The organism is Rhizobium sp. EC-SD404, from assembly GCF_902498825.1.
GTDB lineage: Bacteria > Pseudomonadota > Alphaproteobacteria > Rhizobiales > Rhizobiaceae > Georhizobium.
This window is the reverse complement of the sequence record NZ_LR701459.1, coordinates 2,542,545-2,557,982: the sequence shown is the minus strand read 5'-3', so window position 1 is coordinate 2,557,982 and position 15,438 is coordinate 2,542,545. Positions and strand designations below refer to the sequence as shown.

11 protein-coding genes are annotated in these 15,438 nt (G+C 65.0%); 6 read left to right on the top strand and 5 right to left on the bottom strand.

What is annotated here, in order from left to right; genetic code table 11:
• Positions 1 to 103: 103 nt before the first annotated feature.
• Positions 104 to 6,400 carry an apolipoprotein A-IV repeat region-like domain-containing protein gene (locus tag GC125_RS13060; protein WP_151986041.1) on the bottom strand — a complete coding sequence of 2,099 codons (6,297 nt, stop codon included), beginning with the start codon at positions 6,398 to 6,400 and terminating at the stop codon, positions 104 to 106.
• Positions 6,401 to 6,861: 461 nt separating this feature from the next.
• On the opposite strand from GC125_RS13060, the gene GC125_RS13055 reads away from it, so the two are divergent.
• The 3 genes from GC125_RS13055 (at position 6,862) to GC125_RS13045 (ending at position 8,952) form a co-directional block, all read left to right on the top strand.
• Positions 6,862 to 7,179, top strand: coding sequence for an Hpt domain-containing protein (locus GC125_RS13055; RefSeq protein WP_286165504.1), 318 nt, complete (start codon positions 6,862 to 6,864; stop codon positions 7,177 to 7,179).
• Between the two features lie 195 nt (positions 7,180 to 7,374).
• Complete coding sequence (locus tag GC125_RS13050; protein WP_126010046.1) at positions 7,375 to 7,695, top strand: 2Fe-2S iron-sulfur cluster-binding protein; 321 nt, start codon at positions 7,375 to 7,377, stop codon at positions 7,693 to 7,695.
• Between the two features lie 231 nt (positions 7,696 to 7,926).
• The gene (locus GC125_RS13045) at positions 7,927 to 8,952 is read left to right on the top strand and encodes an NAD(P)/FAD-dependent oxidoreductase (protein ID WP_151986039.1); all 1,026 of its coding nucleotides are present in this window, start codon (positions 7,927 to 7,929) and stop codon (positions 8,950 to 8,952) included.
• A gap of 516 nt (positions 8,953 to 9,468) precedes the next feature.
• On the opposite strand, the gene GC125_RS13040 is transcribed toward GC125_RS13045, so the two are convergent.
• Positions 9,469 to 10,035, bottom strand: coding sequence for a DUF922 domain-containing Zn-dependent protease (locus GC125_RS13040; RefSeq protein ID WP_151987882.1), 567 nt, complete (start codon positions 10,033 to 10,035; stop codon positions 9,469 to 9,471).
• A gap of 271 nt (positions 10,036 to 10,306) precedes the next feature.
• Between GC125_RS13040 and folP the strand changes: the two genes are divergently transcribed.
• From folP to folK, 3 genes are read left to right on the top strand one after another with little or no spacing between them, the layout of a single operon-like run.
• Positions 10,307 to 11,200 (top strand): dihydropteroate synthase, encoded by an 894-nt coding sequence (gene folP / locus GC125_RS13035; protein ID WP_151986038.1) that lies wholly within the window; start codon positions 10,307 to 10,309, stop codon positions 11,198 to 11,200.
• Positions 11,197 to 11,565 (top strand): dihydroneopterin aldolase, encoded by a 369-nt coding sequence (gene folB / locus GC125_RS13030; protein WP_151986037.1) that lies wholly within the window; start codon positions 11,197 to 11,199, stop codon positions 11,563 to 11,565. Before folP ends, folB begins: the two co-directional genes overlap by 4 nt.
• Entirely contained in the window at positions 11,549 to 12,073 is a 525-nt protein-coding gene (folK, locus tag GC125_RS13025; protein WP_151986036.1) for a 2-amino-4-hydroxy-6-hydroxymethyldihydropteridine diphosphokinase, read from the top strand. The genes folB and folK overlap by 17 nt, the downstream gene beginning before the upstream one ends.
• Positions 12,074 to 12,177: 104 nt before the next feature.
• Here the strand turns inward: folK and GC125_RS13020 are convergent, their stop codons facing one another.
• The 3 genes from GC125_RS13020 to GC125_RS13010 are packed head-to-tail and all read right to left on the bottom strand — an operon-like array spanning position 12,178 to position 15,380.
• Complete coding sequence (locus GC125_RS13020) at positions 12,178 to 12,705, bottom strand: hypothetical protein (RefSeq protein ID WP_151986035.1); 528 nt, start codon at positions 12,703 to 12,705, stop codon at positions 12,178 to 12,180.
• 57 nt (positions 12,706 to 12,762) lie between these two features.
• Positions 12,763 to 13,905, bottom strand: a complete 1,143-nt coding sequence (locus GC125_RS13015; protein WP_286165503.1) for a YcjF family protein — start codon at positions 13,903 to 13,905, stop codon at positions 12,763 to 12,765.
• A complete protein-coding gene (locus tag GC125_RS13010) occupies positions 13,902 to 15,380 on the bottom strand; it encodes a YcjX family GTP-binding protein (protein ID WP_151986034.1) in 1,479 nt (492 codons plus the stop codon). Before GC125_RS13010 ends, GC125_RS13015 begins: the two co-directional genes overlap by 4 nt.
• Positions 15,381 to 15,438: the final 58 nt, after the last annotated feature.

Below are 15,438 nucleotides of genomic sequence, written 5' to 3'. Positions count from 1 at the left end.
CGCGGCCGGCAGCATACCGACTGAACAACTGACATGAAGAAACCGCCGCGAGCCTTTCGGGTCGCGGCGGTTTTGTTCGTTTTGGCCTCTCGGCTACCAGCGCTTACTTGAAGCGGCCGGCGGCGTGGGCGAGCATGGTGTAGACCTTGCCGGTGTCGGAGGTCAGATAGGTCTGAGTCATCATGTTGTCGCGGTCGTTGCGCGAGACGTCGGCGAGCAGCTTTTCGAAATCGGTGACGTAGCGATCGACGGCCGTGCGGAATTCCGGCTCGCGGGCATATTTGTCGCGGATGTTGTCGAAGGTCTGCTGGCCCTTCAGCGTGTAGAGCTTGCGGGTGAAAACGTCGCGTTCGCCGCGCTGGTAGCGGCGCCACAGTTCAACCGAGGCTTCGTGGTCGATCGCGCGGGCGATGTCGACGGAGAGCGAGTTCAGCGATTCCACCACATGGCGCGGGTTGCGGCCATCCCGAGCTGGGGCCTGCGGTGCGGGCGCCGCTGCCTGCGGGCGGGCGGTCTGCTGCGGTGCGGGTGCATCGGTCTCGTCGAGCGAAGCGCCACGCAGGAGATCGCTCACCCATCCGCCCTGACGGCTGGTCGAGCTCGTCGCACCGGCATCACCGGCAAGGCTCGGGCGCAGCGGTGTTGCGGCACCTGGAATCTGCGGACGCGGCGCGGCCTGGAACGCCGACGGCGCGGGCGCCGGGGTCGGTGCAGGCGTGGCGGCCGGTGCGGCGGGACGCTGAGCCGCGGGCTGCGGTGCAGGCTGAGCGGCGGCTTGCGCGCGGGGCTGAGCGAGCGTCTGGGTCGTGTCGTTGCGGCTCGATACGTCGAGCGCACGATCCGACCGCTCGACGATGTGCGAGAGGTCCTTCAATGCCTGGATCTGCTCGGCGACGGCGCGGCGCATGGCGGCGGCGTTGCTGCGGGTCTCCTCCGGCAGGTCGAAGGCGCCGCGCTTCAGTTCCTCGCGAGTGGCGCCGAGCTCCTTGCGGATCTCGGACGAGGCGCGGCGGATTTCGTCGGTGGCACCGGCAAAGCGGGCGACGGCTTCCTCGACGGCTTCGCGCGTCGCCTTGCGGACGAGCTCTGCGGTCGTGGCGGAACGGCCTTCCGTTTCCTGCAGCAGGCGCGCGACTTCTTCGATGGAGCCGCCGAGACCGGACTTCAGCTTGGCAGCCGTGCCGGTTGCGAGGCTGTCGGCGCGGGAGAAGGCCTTTTCGACGATGGCTTCGAGCGAGCGCATCGTGCCTTCGATCTGCTCGGAGCGGGACACGAGGCCGACCGACAGGCGCTCCAGCGCTTCGCGGCGCTCTTCGAGCGTGCTGGCGAGGTTCGACTGGGCGGCGCCCAAAAGATCGGAGGCAGAGGAGAGCACGCGGGAATGCTCGTCGAAGCGATGCGCGATCTGACCAACCTGCGAGAGTGTGCGCGACGAGATGCCGTCGAGCTTCTCGACATTGTTTTCGAGCAGGCGCGTGGAGCTGGCGACGAGCGATGCGGCCTTGTCGGCAGAGCCGACGAAGCTTTCGGTCGTCTGGGTCAGGCGGATATCGACCGAACCGAGATTGTCGGCGGCGCGCGCCACGACATCGGCGATGGCGGCGTTGCTTTCGGAGAGACGGTCGACCAGCGACAGGACGTTGCCGCGCAGGCTGTCTTCGGCGGAGGCGACGGCGGCGAGCGTTTCGGTGGTGCGGGCCGACAGCGCCTGAATGAGCGCGTCGTTTTCGGTGCGTAGGCGATCGCGGCCCTCGCGGGTCGCTTCGTCGACACGGGCTGCGAATTCGGCGCCGGAGCGGGCGATCTCATCTGCCGCACCGCTGGTGGAGCTTGCAAGACGGTCGAACAGCGGCCGGGCCTGCTCGTCGATGAGGCGCGAAAGTTCCGCCGAACGGCTCGCCAGCATGGAATTGAGCTCGCGGGTGCGCTCGTCGAGTGTCTGGCGGATCGTTTCGTTGCGGGCGGTGAGTGCCTTTTCGGTCTCGTCGAGCTTGCCCCCGATCAGATCGCTCTGCTCGGAAAGCTTCGCCGTCAGCGCTTCCGCCTGTGTGGTGAGGCGGGCGGTCAGGTCTTCCGACTGCCGGGTGAGCAGCGAGCCGGTGGTGCGCATCGTGTCGGAGATCGCATCGGCCTTTTCGCCGAAGAGCGCGCGCGAGCGGTCGATGAGCGTCGTCATCTCCTCGACGCGGTCGGCGATCTCCGTGGTGCGGACATTGAGGCGCTCGTCGAGCTGGCGGGCGAATTCCTCGCTCTCGCGGCCGAGACGCTCTGCGAAGGCGCCGGAGACGCCCGACAGGGTCTCGCCGGCGCGGTTGGCTTCCGCATCGAGGTCGCCGGTCGCCTGGGCAACGGCATCGCGCAGGCGGCTTGCCAGGCTGCCGGCCTTCGCTTCGATGGTGCGGGCGACGTTGTCGAGGCCCATGCCGAGCGCCGCGTCCATGGTCGAGAACCGTTCCTCGATATGGGCGCCGCGGCTGTCCAGGGTTTCGGCAAGACGCTCGGCTGCTCCGCCGGCCTTGATCTCGAAGGCTTCGGAATGGCGCGACAGGGTTTCTTCCAAGTGGCGGGCGCTGTCTGCGAAGCCGCTGGAAATCGGCGTGCTGGCCTCTTCGATGGCGGAGCGCAGGCGATCTGCGCCCGAGGTGATGGTGGCTTCGAGTTCGCCGGCGCGGGCGCCGAGGGCGGCGTCGATGGTGCCGAGACCGCCGGCAAGCGCCGTGTCGATCGCATCGGCGCGCGCGGCAAGCGCGGTGCGGATGTCGTCGGACGTGCGGTCGAGGCGCTCGTTGAAGCCCGTCGTGGCATCGAGCAGGCTCGTTTCGACGCGTGTGGCGCCGCTTTCGATGGTCGCGCCGATTTCCGATGCGCGGTCGCCGAATGCGGTTTCGATGCGCTCGGCACGGCTGTCGAGCACGGTGCGGATGTCGTTTTCGGTGCGCTCCAGGCGGTCGTTGAAGCCGGTCGTCGCATCGCGCAGGCTGGTCTCAACGCGAGTCGCACCGCTTTCGATGGTCGCGCCGATCTCGGATGCGCGGTCGCCGAATGCGGTTTCGATGCGCTCGGCGCGGCTGTCGAGTACGGTGCGGATGCCGGTCTCGGTGCGATCGAGGCGTTCGTTGAAGCCGCTCGTGGCGTCGCGCAGACTGGTCTCGACGCGTTCTGCGCCGGATTCGATAGTGGCGCCGATTTCGGAAGCGCGGTCTCCGAAGGCTGCTTCCATGCGCTCGGCGCGGCTGTCGAGCACGGTGCGGATGCCGGTCTCGGTGCGCTCCAGGCGCTCGTTGAAGCCGCTCGTGGCGTCGCGCAGGCTGACCTCGACGCGTTCCGCGCCGGTTTCGATGACGGAGCCGATCTCAGCGGCGCGATCGCCGAAGGCCGCTTCGATGCGCTCGGCACCGCCTGTCAGCGCGGTGTCGATGGCCGACGTACCCCGATGCAGGGTCTGGGCGATGTGGCTTGCCGTCTCGTCGAGGCGCAGGTCGAAATTGTCGCCGGCGGAGCGCATGGCGAGATCGATGCGGTCGGCACCGGCGATGATCGTGTCCTCGATGGCGCCGACACGGCCTTCGAGCGCACCGCCGATGCGGGTTTCGCTTTCGGCAAGACGGGCGGACAGGCGCTCTTCCGTACCGGAGAGGCTGGCTTCGATGCGCTCTGCACCGCCGTCGACGATGGTCGACAGGCCGCCGGCGCGTCTTTCGAGCGTGTCAGCGAAGCGGTCGTTGCTCTGGGTGAGCGCACGGTCGATGAGGCTTGCGCCTTCCTCAAGCGCGAGTTCGATGCGCATGGAGCCTTCCGAGACGCGGCCGGTGATGGCTTCGGCGCGCGAGGCGAGCGAACGGTCGAGTGCTTCGCTGCGCTCGTCCAGAAGGCGCTCCATGGCCTCCTGGCGCTCGCTCATGGTGAAGTGGATGGCGGCGCTTTGTGCGGCGAGCGACGCGGCAAGGGCTTCGCTCTGTTCGCTGAAGGTGCGCTCGATCGCCGGGCCGTGCAATTCGAAGGTGCCGGCCAAACGCTCGTTGGCGCCTTCGATACGCGAGGCGAGCGTATCGGCGCGCTCGGACAACGTGCGCTCGATGGCATCGCCTTCATGGCGCAGCGTGTCGCCCAGGCGGTCGTTGACGCCTTCGATGCGCGAGGCGAGCTGGTCGCCGCGTTCGCCGAGCGTGCGCTCCATGAGGGCGGCGTTCTGCTCCAGCGTTTCACCGATGCGATCGTTGAAGCCTCCGAGGCGGATGGCGAGCGTGTCGGTGCGTTCGGCCAGGGTGCGCTCGAGCGCTTCGCCGCGGCCGTCGAGCGTTTCGGCAACGCGGGCATCGATGGCTTCGATGCGGGCGGCTAGGCCTTCGCCGCGTTCGCTGAGCGTGCGCTCCAGAGCTGCGCCCTGGACTTCGAGCGTGCCGGCGAGACGATCGTGCAGCGCGTTGACGGTGCCGGTGAGGGCTTCGCTGCGCTGGCCGAAGGTGGCGTCGATGGACGAAGCGGCTTCGGAAAGGGTGGCAGCAAGGCGCGCGTTTCCTTCCGACAGATTGGTGGAGAGGCGGTCGTTCTGCTCGGACAGCGCACTGGCGATGCCGGCGCTTTGCGAGGCAAGGGCGCCGGTCATGCGCTCATGGGCGCCCGACAGCATGCCGGACAACTGCTCGGAGCGTTCGCCGAGAGATGCACCGATGCGCTCCAGCGACGAGGACAGGATGCCGTCGATCGCTTCGCTGCTGCCGCTGACGGTCTGGTTGATGCGGGCAAGGCCCTCGGAGAGCTTGGCATCGAGGGTGCCGGACCGCTGATCGAAGGCGTTGGTGAATTCCGAGACGCGGTCGTCGAAGGCGGTGTTGAGGAAGCCGACGGTCGCCTGCAGCTTGTCCTCGAAGAAGCCGGAACGCAGGTCGAGATCGACGATGGCGTCCTCGACACTCGACTTCAGCGACTGGCGGAAATTCGCGCCCTTTTCGTCCAGCGTCGCATTGAGAGCGGCGATGACGTCGTCCAGGCCGCGATTGACCGCAGCTTCGCCGACGCGGAGGCTTTCGGAAATGTCGCGAGTGCGGGCGATCAGCGTGTCGTTGAGCTGCTTGGCGCGCTCGTTGAGGGCCTGGTTGAGACGCTCGGTGTTGGTGTCGAGCGACGAGGCGCGGGTTTCGAACTGCGAGAGCAGCGCTTCGCCACGCACGACCAGCTGGTGGTCGAGCATGTCCATGCGGCTGTCGAATTCCTTGCCGAGCGTATCGGTGGAGCGCGTGAGCGTCTCCAGCATCTTCTCGGTGCGGCCGGTCAGCATCGTGTCGAGGGCGCGAGAGGCCTCGTCCGCACCGGTCGTGATGGCCGTGACGCGGGTTTCGAGAAGGCGGGCAACGCCTTCGCCGGAGGTGGCGATGCGCGCGGAGATTTCGTCGCCGGCGGTCGACAGTTCGTCCTTCAATTGCTCGTGGGCGCCGGAGATGGAGGCGCGGACGCGCTCGGCATGGCTCACGATGGCGTCGCGCTCGGTGCCGAGTTCATGCACCAGCGAGCGGATGCGCATCTCGTTGTCGGTATAGCTGCGCTCGAGCGCGTTCACTTCGGAATGCACCAGCGTTTCGAGCTCGGAGGCACGGGCGATCGTCCGCTCGATGCCTTCGTTCATGGCGGACACTTCGCGGCGGACCGCCTGGCCGACGGAAATGATGCGATCGGACGCGACGGTCTCCGGCTCGGAGAGACGCAGCGCGATCTCGGCCATGGAGCGGGCGGCGCTACGCAGTTCCTGGGCGCGCGCCATCATCGCCGCGAAGGCGAAGAACATCATGATCGGCAGGAATGTCGCGATCAGAAGGATGACCGCCGGCGGCATCGCCATCAGGTCGGCGACGGAGCGGATCTGCCAGATGTCCGGCGAGAAGAGGAGGTGGGCGACGGCAATGGCGCCGACGAGCCACAGGGCCGACATGATCAATGCGGTGCGCAGATAGGCGCGCGACTTCTGGCTGTCGAGATTGCGCAGAATGAAGGCGGTTGGACGGCGGCCGTCGTCATTGGCAGGTGCGTGAGCGGCAGGTTGAGCCTGAGTTTGGGCCGCGCGATCGTCTGCCGGGCGTTGCGGCTGGGGCTGGGGCGCTGCGGCGCGCCGCATGGTGGCCGGCGCGTTGGCGGCAGTGATTCCGGCAGCGGCCGAAATCTTGGCGTCGCCGACAGGATTGGATGTGGCACGGGCAGGGCGCTGGGCGGCGGTGCGTTCGGCTTCCCGGTCGGCTTCGGCAAGCTCGCGCGCGGCCTGCGAGACCTGTGTCTCCAGCTCTTCGAAAGACATTTCGTCCAAGAGCGCGCGCTCGTCGTCATCGTTGAAATCGATGGTCAGCGCGTCCTCGAGGGCCTGGAACGCCTTGTCATCGATCGATTCGTTGGCTGCCGTCTTCTTCGCCATGTCCGTCACGCCTCGTTACTCACAACCACCGGCGATCATCGCCCGTAGCGAATTGCGCGTCATGCACATCTACTCGCCCGCCTACACCTTATGTCCCAGCCCCCACGGTGAAACAGGCGACGTCACGTCGCCAAGGTGTAAAAAGCGGCCTGCGCATGGGCAGTCCATCCGTATCGTAGTGGCACAAAGCCGATACATTAACAATTCGTGTCGCATTTCCGTCCACACGAGCGTCATGAAGTAAGACGGAGTTTTTTAACATTTCGGCCGCGGAATGCCGCAAATTTTTCTTATTTACCGGGCGTTAACCATGCCGTGAAGTTTTCTCGGTATTGCCCCGCTTGCGTTAAATTGCCGGCGTGTTGCCCGGGTTTATGCTCATCATCGAAACAGACCTCAGAGACAGTTGTCCCATGCCCGCTTACGCAATCGCCTTCAATCGTCCCGAAACGGAATGCCGAATGACCTCCGCCGAGCGTCCCATCGACTTCGATCATCTCGCCCGGCAGACGATGGGGCAGAAGGACCTCGAGGCGGAAGTGCTTCGTCTGTTCATGCGCCAGGCACGCGATTGCGTCCGCAGCATCCATGCCAGCAAGGGGCAGGTTCGCATCGGCATCGCGCACACGCTGAAGGGATCTGCGCGCGGGATCGGCGCGTTTGCCGTCGCCGACCATGCCGCACGGCTGGAAGAGATGCCGGACGATGCCGAGCGCGTGGAAGCGCTTTGCGAGGCCGTCGTCGCGGTCGAGAATTTCCTGCTGCGTCTTTCGCGCTAGGACGTTCCCGGAACTGGTTTCCCGCGCGCCATATATGCGCAGGCGACCTGGCATTCCTTGACTTTCCCGTTCCACTCTTTAACTCGGCGGCTTGAGCATATTGCCAGCCGTCGGGGTTTTGCGCGTGGAGATCGGATCGCCGGTCTTTTCCCGAGGACCTTGAGAGCGCCGGACCTGCCAGCGGAGATCCATTGAATGACCACCATCACTTTCGTCGCCTTCGACGGCACGCGCCATGAACTGGAAGCCGAAAACGGCTCCACCGTCATGGAAAACGCCATCCGCAACTCGGTGCCCGGCATCGAGGCGGAGTGCGGCGGCGCCTGCGCCTGCGCGACCTGTCACGTCTATGTGGACGACGCCTGGAAGGCTGCCGTGGGCGAACCGGAAGCAATGGAAGAAGACATGCTCGATTTCGCCTATGATGTACGGCCGAACTCGCGCCTGTCCTGCCAGATCCGGGTGTCCGACAAACTCGACGGACTGGTCGTTCACGTGCCCGAGCGACAGGCCTGACCGGATCTGAAGGCAGGCTCAACGCTGAAGCCTGCGCACAGATTTTCCGCTTTTGGGCCGAAGACTAGGACGGATCACCTTTGATCCGGGCCGGCGATGCGGATAAACGACAGCCATAATTCCCTTGGAAAGGCAGCGCTCGCCCGTGGGCGCAACCCAAAACCAGCAACAATCGGCGCGGAGCGGCGGCATTGACGTCTGCCGGGACCGGCCAGCAGGAAAGCACGATCGATGCGGAATGTGATCGAGACGGATGTCGTCATCGTCGGGGCAGGGCCGGTCGGGCTCTTCGCCGTGTTCGAACTCGGACTTTATGATCTTCGATGCCATTTGATCGACATCCTGGATCGTCCCGGCGGCCAGTGCGCAGAGCTTTACCCGGAAAAGCCGATCTACGACATTCCGGCATGGCCTGAAATTTCGGGCGCAGGCCTGACCGAACGGTTGATGGAGCAGATCGCCCCGTTCCATCCCGAATTCCATTTCAACCGCATGGTCACGGCGCTGAAAAAGCTCGATGACGGACGCTTTGAAGTGGAGACCGACGAGAACGAGATCTTCCATGCCAAAATCGTGGTCATCGCGGCCGGCGGTGGCTCGTTCCAGCCCAAGCGTCCGCCGATCCCCGGCATCGAAGCCTTCGAGGACAAGAGTGTCTTCTATTCCGTGCGCCGCATGGAGGAATTCCGCGACCACGACATCCTGATCGTCGGCGGCGGCGATTCCGCTCTGGACTGGACGCTGAACCTGAAGCCGATCGCCAAATCCGTAACGCTGGTGCACCGCCGTCCCGAGTTCCGCGCGGCGCCCGACAGCGTCAACAAGATGTTCGCGCTGCAGGAACGCGGCGAGCTTGCCTTCGAGATCGGTCAGGTGACCGGCCTGACCGGCGAGGGCGGCCAGATCCAGTCCGCGACGATCAAGGGGCCGAACGGCGACGTCGAGGTGACTGCGAGCCGGCTGTTGCCATTCTTCGGCTTGACGATGAAGCTCGGCCCGATCGCCAACTGGGGCCTCAACCTGCATGAGAACCTGATCAAGGTCGATACGGAGAAGTTCGAGACGTCTGAGCCCGGCATCTTCGCCATCGGCGACATCAACTGGTATCCCGGCAAGCTGAAGCTGATCCTCTCCGGCTTCCACGAAGCGGCGCTGATGGCGCATGCGGCGAAGAAGATCGCCCATCCGGATGCGAAGGTGGTGTTCCAGTACACCACGTCCTCGACGAGCCTGCAGAAGAAGCTCGGCGTCAAGTAACGCCGAGCACGCTCAGTCGCTCTCAGTTAAGTGGTTTGTCGCGTTTCCGGACGGTGGACCGGTGACCACTTTACGTGAAAACGCTCTATTCGCGCACAAAAAAGACCCCGCTGCCATGCATGTGCGTGCCGCAGCGGGGTGCAGTTGTGCGCATCGTAAACCGGGTGGAAGGAACGCCCGTCAAACCGAATGCGCCAGGGAGGCCACAGAAGGACTTCAAACCGGAAAGTACATGTCGTGCTATCGGAACCAGTAATGAGATGGTAAGCGATACGCGACTGAGTCGCCACTGCAAGAATTCGTATGTGTGAATTTCAGCGAATTCTGGGGAAAAATTGCAACACCGGTCACAAGATCATCTGAATTACCTGCGGATGATCAACGCTTTCAAAGAATTTCTTCAATCGAATTCTCAGACGCTGCGACACCGCTCTGATCGCGACAACACGCACAGTGTGCGTCTTTTGCGACACTTGCCGATTCCACTTTGTCAGATGATGGGAAGTGCTGGAGGCGCTATTCCTGCGCCTTGATCTGCTCGAGCCGGTATTGCAGGAGGCGCACCATGCGGCGCTCGAAGTTGATCGCCTCGATGCGGTCGAAGCGGGCTTGATCGGCATCATGCTCGGCAAGCACGCTTTCGGTGATGCGAGCGACTTCGGTTTCCATGGCTTCGCAGTTCGGCTGCGCGCGCAGGTCCTTCACCTCGCCTTCCAGCCTGCGGGCGTATTGCCGCGCGATCTCGGCATGGCGCTCTTCGTGGCGCTTGATGTCGCCGGAAAGCGTATCCCAGATGAGCGCGAGGTCTGCTTCGGCGCGGCGGCGCTGGGTCCAGCGCGGCAGGATGATCTTGGTATCGAGCGTGATGCGGGCGGAATCGACAGTGCAGCGCGTGCCCTGATCGGCATAGGTCACAGTCCCTCCGAAGCGCATTTCGGTCGCGCCGGGATGGCGGATGCCGGTTCCCTGTAGCAGTGGGCCGCTTTGCGACAGCGCTTCGTCGAGATCAGCCGCGGTGCGACCGCGAACGGGGAAATAGGAGAACGACTTCGTAATCACGGTCTCGGCCTCGGCGGGGCCCATGAGAAATGGCGCCGACACGGCAGCAACGACGACAATACCCGCGATTGCCGCGGAACGTGCAAAACGATGATACAAGAATTGCCAGCCTCGATTGCGCGGGATCATCTTGCCGTTTCTAGCGGACGGCGTGCTGATCCAGATCATTCCATCAGCCTGAGGCGAGGGACGAGCCCCGGTCCGACAAGCGCATCCAAACAGCTTGCGTCATGCGTCCGGGCGATGCAACAGGCACACGGTCACAACCGCTTGAATTTGCCGGAGAGATGCATCTATGCAAGACCAGCCCGCTGAACGCCCCGATCGCTGGACCTGGCGCGTCGGTCATGGCCGTGAGATCGATCTCAGCCGGCGCGGCGTGCTGATGGGCGTGCTCAACGTGACGTCGGACTCCTTTTCCGACGGCGGCCGATTTTCCGACGTCGCCGCTGCACTTGCCGAAGCGCAGGCGATGGCGGATGCGGGCGCGACGATCATCGATGTCGGCGGGGAATCCACCCGCCCCGGCGCCGAACCCGTCGATGCTGAGACCGAGCAGGCCCGCGTGTTGCCGGTGATCACCGCGCTTGCGGAGCGGTTCGCCGACAATGAGGCGATGCTGATCTCCGTCGACAGCTACCGGGTGGAGACCGCACGGCTGGCGCTTGAAGCCGGGGCGCACATCATCAACGACATTTCCGGGCTGCAGGGCGAACCGGGGATGGCGGAGCTGGCGCGCGAGACCGGCGCGGGACTCGTCGTCATGCACACGGGGCGTGGGCGTGAAAAGCTGCCGGACGTGATCGAGGACCAGATGGTCTTTCTCGGTCGCTCGCTCGAATTGGCCGAGGCGGCGGGTGTCGACGCGCGTCAGATCGTGCTCGACCCGGGCTTCGGCTTTGCCAAGGACAATGACGACAATTTTGCGCTGATGGCGCGGTTTGGCGCGCTGCATGCGTTCGGGCGTCCGTTTCTCGTCGGGACATCACGCAAGCGCTTTCTCGGTGCTGCGACGGGCAGGGAAGCCGGCGAGCGGGACGTGGCGACGGCGGCGACTACGGCGCTGCTGCGGGCGGCCGGCGCACGCATCTTCCGCGTCCACGACGTCGCGAAAAGTCGGGATGCTCTTTCGGTCACCGAAGCGATGTGCGACAGGCTGGCTCAGGAAACCGGAAGCGACGTTTCATGACCTACCGAATTCACCTGAAGAACTGCGCCTTTTTCGCGCGCCACGGCGTGCACGATGCAGAAGAGTTTCTCGGACAGCGCTTCTTCGTGGATGCCGAACTGATCGTCGATTCGCCAAGCGCTCTGAGCGACGACGCCATTGCCGACACGGTGGATTACGGCGTCGCATTCCAGGTCATCGAAGCGATCATCACCGGCAAGCGGCGTTTCCTGATCGAGGCGCTGGCGATGGATGTCGCGCGGGCGCTGTGCGAGCGGTTCGAGCAGATCACGGTTGCGCGGATCACGGTTCGCAAGCCGAACGCGCCGGTGCCCGGCGTGCTGGATCATGTCGAGGTGACGGTCGAGCATGTCGCGCGTGCTTGAGGGGCCGGTTACGGCGGCGCTCGGTCTCGGCGGCAATATCGGCGATGTTGCTGCGGCGATGCGGGCGGTTCTCGCCATGCTCGACGCGCGGAACGACACGGATGTGGCCGCGGTCTCCTCGCTCTACCGAACCCCGCCCTGGGGGCTGACGGACCAGCCGGATTTTCTGAATTGCGCCGCTCTCGTGAAGACGCAGTTGCCGGCAGACGAACTGCTCGCTGCGTGTCTCGATGTCGAAAAGGCGCTGAAGCGCGACCGGTCCGGCGCGACGCGGTGGGGGCCGCGGCCGATCGACATCGACGTTCTGACCTATGGCGACCAGACCATCCGGACCGACGCACTGGTCGTCCCGCATCCAAGGATGACGGATCGCGGTTTCGTGCTACTTCCGCTCGGCGAAATCGCGCCGCATATCGTGGTCGACGGCAAGACGATCGAGGATTGGGCAGCGGCGATCGATGCGACGGGGATCGAGCGGATCGGCGAGCCCGATTGGTGGCGGAGCTAGAGCAGTTTCGCTCTTCTTCGAATCGCTCAACTACTCCAGGTTCTTGATTTGTTGCGCTTCCGGACGGTGAACCGGTATCCACTTCACCTGGAAACGCTCTGACCCTACTGAACGGATCCGACGGCCATGTTGTCGAGGTCGCGTGCGAGCGTCATGCCGATGACGGGGACCATGCTGTCGCCGACCTTGACGGAGACGGTGACGTTCATGGTGTTCGCATCCATCATGCGGGCGACCATCGCGCCTTCGAGCTGCTTGCGCTCGATCGCCATGAGCACGCGGTCGCCATCGATGCGACCTGCCGTGATGTCGAGGCCTTCGCCTGCTGCGCCATCGAGGAAGCTGCCTTCATAGTCGCCTGAAACCTTGCGGATCACGGCCGACATTTTCTGGCTGAACACACCGACGCGGCATGATCCATCGAGCGCGATGCCGGCTTCGGCATCGGCGACGGGATTGCCCATCAGGCTGCAGTTGAACTTGGTGCCCTGGTACTTGCCGGCAACGATCTCGCCGGGACCGTTCCACACGCCGGCGACATTGCTAAAGAACGCCTGATCGGCCGCCTGGGCGGGAGCGACAAATGCTGCAGCCGAGACGATGGCGGCTGCGATACGGTGCTTCATGCCCATGGGACGACCCTTACTCGTGACGCGAAATCAGCTTGCGTTGAAGATCGCCGAGAATGGTTAACGGGTGGTTTCCGCGGCACTGGCGACGCGCGATTCTTCGCGGGATGCGATGCGGGTCAGGTCCTGCACGAAATCGCCGATGCCGGGCCGCTTGACCGCCCGAAACGGCAGCGGGCGGCAGAGATCCATGGCGGCAATTCCGATGCGGGCCGTCATCAGTCCGTTGATCACGCCTTCGCCGAGCCGGCTGGAGAGCCGCGAGGCGACGCCGTGGCCCACGAGCTGCTGCACGAGGCTGTCGCCGACCGCGATCGAGCTCGTGACCGCGAGATGGGCGATCACATCACGGAAGAGCCGCATCAGGCCGAGCGCGCCGGGGCGGCCGCCATAGAGCGTCGCCATGGCCCGCACGAGGCGGGAGCTTTCATAGAGCACATAGGCGAGGTCGACGATGGCGCGCGGCGAAACGGCCGTGACGATGGAGACGCGCTTGGAGGCATTGAGGATGAGGCGGCGGGCCTGGACGTCGAGCGGCGCCAGGAGCTCGGCTTCCGCAAAAGCGAGAAGCTGCGGACCATCGACGATCTCGCCTTCCATATCGGCGATGGCGGCACGGCCGCGTGCCGTCTCGGGCTTGTCGACTGTGAGGGTGACCAGTTGCGTGACGACGGAGCGGGCCTTGGCGGGCTTTCGTTCGGTCAGCGCTTCGACTGCCGACTGCTTGAGAGATTGAACGGCGGACAGACGCATGAGGGCCAGAACTTCGCGGCCGACGACGACCAGCATGGCGAAGACGAAGACAGCAACCGTTCCCATCGCCGCCCAGCCGAGCCAGTCGGAACGGGCGAAGAGATCGCGGATGAGGCTGTCTGTCCAGATGCCGACGGCCAGCGAGATGAGGATACCGAAGGCTCCCGCCGCGAGCTTGCCGAACGAGAAGCCGGGTTTGCGGGAAATAGCCGGAGGCGGCGTGAGCGCGTTGGCCTCGGCAATGCTTTCCGGATCGATAGGGTCCGGTGCGATGAACGGATCGATTTCGTCGATCACGATCTTCTCGGCGGGGCGCGCAACGGGCGCGCGGGGACGCTCCGGCGCCGGCTTGGCGCGGATTTCAGCCTTGGGTGGCGCGGCAGCGGGTTCGTTGCCGACGGTGAAGACCGCGGGGCGGCGCGGTGGCATGCGGCGGTCGTCGTCGCTCATGCGAGGTCATCCCCGAACAGGAACTCAAGGGCACGGTCGAGCCGGATGTGGGGCAGGGACAAGGTGATGCCTTCCGCGGTTCTTTCCAGCTGCGGCGGGCGGAAGCGGACGAAATTGATGTCGGTCACCGGCTCGCCATGCGGTTTTTGGTCAAGCGCTTCAAAGATCGAATCCGGTTTCTCCGGCAAGTCCCCCGGAAACACAGCGGTTTTCGTTTCGCCGTCGAAGGTCTGGCCGGCGATCTTTTCGCCCCGGATCGGCGTTCCGACGATGACGGGCAGCGTTTCGCCGCCCTCGTCGATGCTGGCTTCTCGGGTTGCGCGAACGGCGGCGAGCGCCATTACGTCGATTCCGGCACCGGAATAGTGGATCCGCTCGGCGGCGCGATCGACGAGCCGGCGGACGACGGCCTCCAGCCGGTCGTGGCTTTCGTGGTGGAGATGGTCTGCCTTGGTCGCGCCGATCAGCACGCGGCCGATGCGGCGCGTGAAGAGAGAGGTCAGCAGCGAATTGCGACCGGTCCGGAAGCACGACAGGATATCGCCGAGCGCGCGTTCGAGATCGCGCACCGCGTCAGGGCCGGCATTCATCGCCTGCAATGCGTCGACGAGCACGATCTGCTTGTCGAGGCGGGCGAAGTGCTCGCGGAAGAACGGCTTCACCACGACCTGCTTGTAGCTCTCGAAGCGGCGCTCCATCATTGCCCAGACCGAGCCTTTCGGCGCGCTGCCGGTGGGTGGCAGATCTGGCAAGGGCGAGAAGGTGAGCGCCGGCGAACCTTCGAGGTCGCCCGGCATGATGAAACGGCCGGGCGGCAGGGTGGACAGCGCTCGGGCGTCGGACTTGCAGGCCTTCAGGTAAGTGGCGAAGAGCTGCGCAAGCTCGCGGGCGGTGGTTTCGTCGGCGGTCGCTTTCGGGTCGATGGCCGTGGCGCGGGCAAGCCATTGTTCGGCGAGGTCGGCGCGGGCGCGCGAGCGGGCGAGCTCGACGGCATTGGCGCTGAATTCGCGGAAGTCCTGGGCCAGCAAAGGCAGATCGAGCAGCCATTCGCCGGGATAGTCGACGATGTCGATCGACAGCTTTCCGGCAGACAGCATGCGATTCCAGCCGCTTGCGGACTCGTATTCGACCGTCAGGCGAAGCTGGGAGATGGCGCGCGTCGAATCCGGCCAGAGCCGGTCCTCGATGAGCGCGCGGACGTGATCCTCGTACTGGAAGCGCGGCACGTCGTCGTCGGGCTGCGGCTCGAGATAGGTGCGCGCGATGCGGCCGGTGTGGTGGGCGTTGAAGAGCGGCAGGCGACCGCCATGCAGGAGATTGTGAACCAGTGCGGTGATGAACACCGTCTTGCCGGCCCGCGAAAGGCCCGTGACGCCGAAACGGATCGACGGATGGATCAGGCCTGCGGCACGGTCGGCGATGTTGTCGAAGGCAATGCGCGCCTCATCGGAAAAAGTCGTCAGCGAACGCGCCACAGGCAAGGCCTCTCACATCACATAGGAACCTGCGCGATATAGGCGTGGCGACCCGTCG

Excerpts from the sequence above, each read along its gene's own strand:
- GC125_RS13055 (WP_286165504.1), top strand. The coding sequence starts at position 6,862 with ATGACCTCCGCCGAGCGTCCCATCGACTTCGATCATCTCGCCCGGCAG.
- folP (WP_151986038.1), top strand. The coding sequence starts at position 10,307 with ATGCAAGACCAGCCCGCTGAACGCCCCGATCGCTGGACCTGGCGCGTC.
- folK (WP_151986036.1), top strand. The coding sequence starts at position 11,549 with ATGTCGCGCGTGCTTGAGGGGCCGGTTACGGCGGCGCTCGGTCTCGGC.
- folB (WP_151986037.1), top strand. The coding sequence starts at position 11,197 with ATGACCTACCGAATTCACCTGAAGAACTGCGCCTTTTTCGCGCGCCAC.
- GC125_RS13020 (WP_151986035.1), bottom strand. The coding sequence starts at position 12,705 with ATGGGCATGAAGCACCGTATCGCAGCCGCCATCGTCTCGGCTGCAGCA.
- GC125_RS13040 (WP_151987882.1), bottom strand. The coding sequence starts at position 10,035 with ATGGGCCCCGCCGAGGCCGAGACCGTGATTACGAAGTCGTTCTCCTAT.
- GC125_RS13045 (WP_151986039.1), top strand. The coding sequence starts at position 7,927 with ATGCGGAATGTGATCGAGACGGATGTCGTCATCGTCGGGGCAGGGCCG.
- GC125_RS13060 (WP_151986041.1), bottom strand. The coding sequence starts at position 6,400 with ATGGCGAAGAAGACGGCAGCCAACGAATCGATCGATGACAAGGCGTTC.
- GC125_RS13015 (WP_286165503.1), bottom strand. The coding sequence starts at position 13,905 with ATGAGCGACGACGACCGCCGCATGCCACCGCGCCGCCCCGCGGTCTTC.
- GC125_RS13050 (WP_126010046.1), top strand. The coding sequence starts at position 7,375 with ATGACCACCATCACTTTCGTCGCCTTCGACGGCACGCGCCATGAACTG.